This is a genomic window from Arthrobacter sp. P1_B4, from assembly GCF_056406555.1.
Genome location: NZ_JBFTZW010000148.1, coordinates 1 through 4,362, shown reverse-complemented (window position 1 = coordinate 4,362; position 4,362 = coordinate 1). Strand labels below are relative to the sequence as shown.

Below are 4,362 nucleotides of genomic sequence, written 5' to 3'. Positions count from 1 at the left end.
TCAGTGAACTGTCGGCGGCGATCGGCGTAGTTAAGGGCGGTCCCGTGACGTCGTCTCCGAATGGAGTGTACGAGGGGATCCAGGATCATGGTCCGGCCCCGGTGGAACTGTCCAAATACATCTGGCATCCCGAACCGGAATCCACGCTGAGGTCTCCGGATGAGTGGAAGAGCCGTTATGGGTATCCCACAATTCCGGGATATCTCTCGGCCGCACTGCAGCCGATAGCGGCGGAAGGTTCGGATTTCCCCTGGTACATCGGCGTCGGCAACCATGATGAATCCGGCCAGCCGGCGTCCGGTCCCATTTCTCCAAAAGCCGAGTTCGTCGGTGCTCTTCGAATCGGCGACCGGCTGCCCACCCGGCTGCCGTCCGGCATGGACACGACTGACTTCTGGGAAACAGTCAGGACCTCCAATGACAGTGAACGCCGGAGCCTCATCGCTTCGCTGCCGTCGAGACAAGTGCCGCCATCGAAACTTCGGCGCGCATTCAGCAAGACGGAATTTATGGACGCGTGGCCGAAGGACGCAGGAAATCCACGGTTCCGCTCCGGTTCCGGCAAGGGTTCCCGGGCCGATCCGTGCTACACGTTCGACCTGTCGCCGGATGTTGTCGGCATCATGTTGAACACCGCAAGTCCCGACGGCGGCACTGAGGCGGCGCTGGACGCCGCCCAGGCGGATTGGCTGGAGGAACAACTGCAGCGGGTTTCCGGGAAGTTCTACGATGCCGAGGGCAAACTCGTCACCTCGAAGGCCGGCGACCGTCTCGTAATCCTGTTTGGCCATCACCCGCTGTCAGCCTTTGCCGCCAAGCAGCCCTCGTCCGGCGACGGGCCCACTTTCCTGAGCCGATCGAAGGTCCTGCGACTCATCGCCCGTTTTCCCAACGTGGTCGCCTGGGTGAACGGTCACGGACACAAACACCGGGTGACACCGCACAAAGCCATTTTTGAGCATGGCGGATTCTGGGAAATCACTACAGCCTCGCTGATTGACTATCCGCAGCAATCGAGAATTGTTGAATTGCTGGACAACGGCGACGGGACCCTGTCAATCGTGGCGACTCTGGTTGACCACTCTGAGCCCGACAGCGTGACGTACGGAGAAAGCCAGACTCCGGGTTCCCTTGCGGCCTTGAGCCTTGAGCTCTCCATGAATCGTCCAGGGCTTGATGTCGAGGCCGTGCGGGGAAGCGCCGGAGACCAGAATGTTGACCTTGTCCTGCTGAAACCGTTCTGACGTAGACTGCCCGGCAGCGGTCGGGCGTTTGCGCTCGTGCAACGATTTACTCGGACCAAAAGATCATGAAGCTACGACCACCGGTTGGAACAGACGAAAGAAGCGAATCAGACAATGCCAGGTCACGACCAGAGCCAAGCAATACCTTCGCTGAAAGCCACGGCTAAGAGGAACCTTCGGCGTGTGTGGCGGGCATTGCCCAAGGAGCAGCAGACCAAGTTCCGGAGAATGGCACACCCCGCGAACCTGGCCCGGGTCCAGCGGATGCTGGGGACAACGGGGGTTGCACGCCTTCAGCTAGCGCGGCTCACTGTTGTCGTCCTGGTCACAGACTATGCTCCCAATCCGGAGGCCACGCTGCGCAGCGTGGTGGGCCAGCAGCCGTCCGCGCTGGACATGATCGTCGTCGACACGTCCTTGGCCGGCCTGGGCAGAACATCCGCACAGGCGTTCGTGCGGCGGGACGGCCGTGTGAAGTACCTCGCCCTGCCCGGCACCGGCGAGGAGGAAGCCCGGAACCGGGCTGTGGCTTCGTCGCGGGCCCCGTACCTGATGTTCCTCACGGCCGGCGACGTGGTCGAAAACCGGGGCCTGGACATCATGTACCGGTCGCTGCGTGAGACAGGCTCATCCTTCGCCGTCGGCATGACAGGAATATCCAAGGGCAAGTCCAGCACCACCCCATCCTGGCAGCGGGAGATCCACGCTGAACCCCGGGCCGCCGCGGCCGTCGCGGACGTGCCGGAGATACTGCTCGATGGTGCACTCGCCAACAAGCTTTTCACCCGTGACTTCTGGATCTCGGCCACTGCCGACGTTGCACTCGCCCGGGAGCACTGGCAGTACGAGGCAGTCGCGACCCTTTACATGCGCGCCAAGTCATTCGACATTCTTGATGCCCAGGTCATAAACACGTCCATTGACTCCGCAGTTCGCCCTCCTGCCCGCGAGCTTCTGTGCCAGACGGAGTACCTCAGTGACCGCTTGCACCGGCTTGAGGCCCTGGCCTCCGTGGTCAGCACGGTCTCGGCTCCTGACCACTACCGGCGCTGGCTATCCGGAGAACTGGGCAATGGGCTCTTCCGTTACTACGAGGTCGTGCCGCGTACGGATCCCGAGTATTGGGATCTGTTGCACGCCACCGTGCTGCGCCTCAGCGACGGCCTGGATCTGGACTGGAATGCCATCCGGATCCACAACCGGCTGATCCTCTCCGCCGTGCTCACGGACTCACGCGCGGACGTAGTCCGAATCTGCAACCACCGGAGCGACTACGGTTCCAGCTTTCCGACGCTGATTACGGACTCCGGGATCCTGGCGCAACCCCGGTACCTGGCTGAGCTTTCAGGCTACGATCCGGATCTGCTGGCCTGCAGCGATGACGATCTTCAAATGGTGAGCAGGATGACTCACTTCGACTGGCAGCCCGACGGCCGGCTGATGATCGGAGGGCATGCGTACATCTCCTCCGTGGACCCGGCTGACGGCAGCCTCTCCATCCATGCGTCCTTGGTCAACGCCAGCAGCGGGGCGACAGTCGCTCTGGCGGTGGAGCGCCACTCCGACAAGTCCATCGACTGGCAGTCCAACGACAACTGGACGTCCTACGCCGAGGCAGGATTCAGTGCTGTCATCGATCCGGCCGTGATGTTGGCAGACGATGAGGCCACGGCGCCCGCCAACTGGCACGTCCTCCTGACTGTCAGCGCCGGCGGCCGGACAATCGCAGCGCCGTTGAGGCTCCGTGACCTGACCGGGTCCACCGGGCAGTTGCCCGTGGGGCCCATGGTGGGCTCGTCCCGGATGGCCGTGGAGATGCGCGCCGCCACCACTGGCCTGACCTTCGTTCCGGTGACGCCGCTCTACGTGGCGACATCCGTGGACCTCACCGGGCGAACCCTGCGGCTGACTGTTGAAGCCGCTGACGGGGCCCCCGTTCCCGCCAAAGTATCCATCGAGAGCCGAAAGTTTGGCATCCGGAAGACTGCGACTTTCCAGGAAGTTGACGGAAACCGGGCTGTCTACGTCATCAACGTCCCGGCGCTGGGCAGTGGCGCCGGGAATACGACCGAATATGAATGGCAGCTGCGCCTGGAAAGCGGCGCCAAGGGCCCGCAGCCGGTGGCGTGGCCGGAGGGAACCGCGGAGTTGGAGTCCCGCTCGGATCAGACGCGAAGCCTCAGGCTGGGACTGACCGGTTACGGCTTCATCACCGTCGAAGAGCGCAAGAGCCGAATCATTGCTTCGACCGTCGAAGTCTCAGCCGACAAGCGGACCCTGCGCATTGCAGGCACAGCGGACATGCATGTCATCCGTGCACCGCGGGTTGTCCTCTCCAGCGGGAAGGCCGTCATCCCGGCGACGGACGTTGTCCTGCAGGTCCGCACCAACGATGGAAGCAATGCGTTCACCGCCGATTTCCTGCTTCCGCAGAACCCGTGGGGCGGCGAGGAAGTGATGCCCGAGGCCGGCGCCTACAGCGTGCGGTTCGTTTCCCCGGGAGTCGCCGACACCCTCGGCCACTGGATCCCGGCGTCATCCGGTCTGCAGAAGCAGATGCCGGCAAGGATGGACGCGGACCGGCTGGAGGTAGGCGTGAGCCGCACCTCCAAAAACGGTGCGCTCACTATCCACCTGCGTCCGCCGTTCGCGGCGGACGAGGTGGGAAGGTTCGAGCAACAGACGCTGCGCACTCCGGTCACGCTGGCCGGGAGCAATGAACTCAAGGACGCCGTTCTGTTCATGTGCTTCGGCGGCCGCCGTGCCACGGACAGCCCGCGACGCCTTCTGGAAGAGTTCCAGCGCAGGAGCAGCCAGTGGCCGATGTACTGGGCCGTCGCTGATTTCTCGGTGCCCGTGCCGGCCGGAACCGAACCGGTGCTGATCGGCTCCCGCCTTTGGTACCAGCTCCTGACCGAGTCCCGGATCCTGATCAACAACAACAATTTCCCGTTCTACTTCCGTAAGCGCGAAGGTCAGGTCTACATCCAGACCTGGCATGGCACTCCGCTCAAGAAGCTGGGCAACGACGTCGCGCGGACGAGCTTCTCCCTCTCCTACTGGAACCTCATGTGGCGCGAGGCGGAGTACTGGGATGCCCTCCTGGCGCAGAATGAAT

2 protein-coding genes are annotated in these 4,362 nt (G+C 63.2%); both read left to right on the top strand.

Annotated features, from left to right (window positions below; genetic code table 11):
* Positions 1 to 1,244 (top strand): metallophosphoesterase family protein (locus AC1D1W_RS19955; protein ID WP_476944611.1); only part of this gene is annotated, 1,244 nt, incomplete at its 5' end.
* A 228-nt stretch (positions 1,245 to 1,472) separates the two neighbouring features.
* The coding region (locus AC1D1W_RS19950; protein ID WP_476944610.1) for a CDP-glycerol glycerophosphotransferase family protein at positions 1,473 to 4,362 on the top strand (2,890 nt) is incomplete at its 3' end.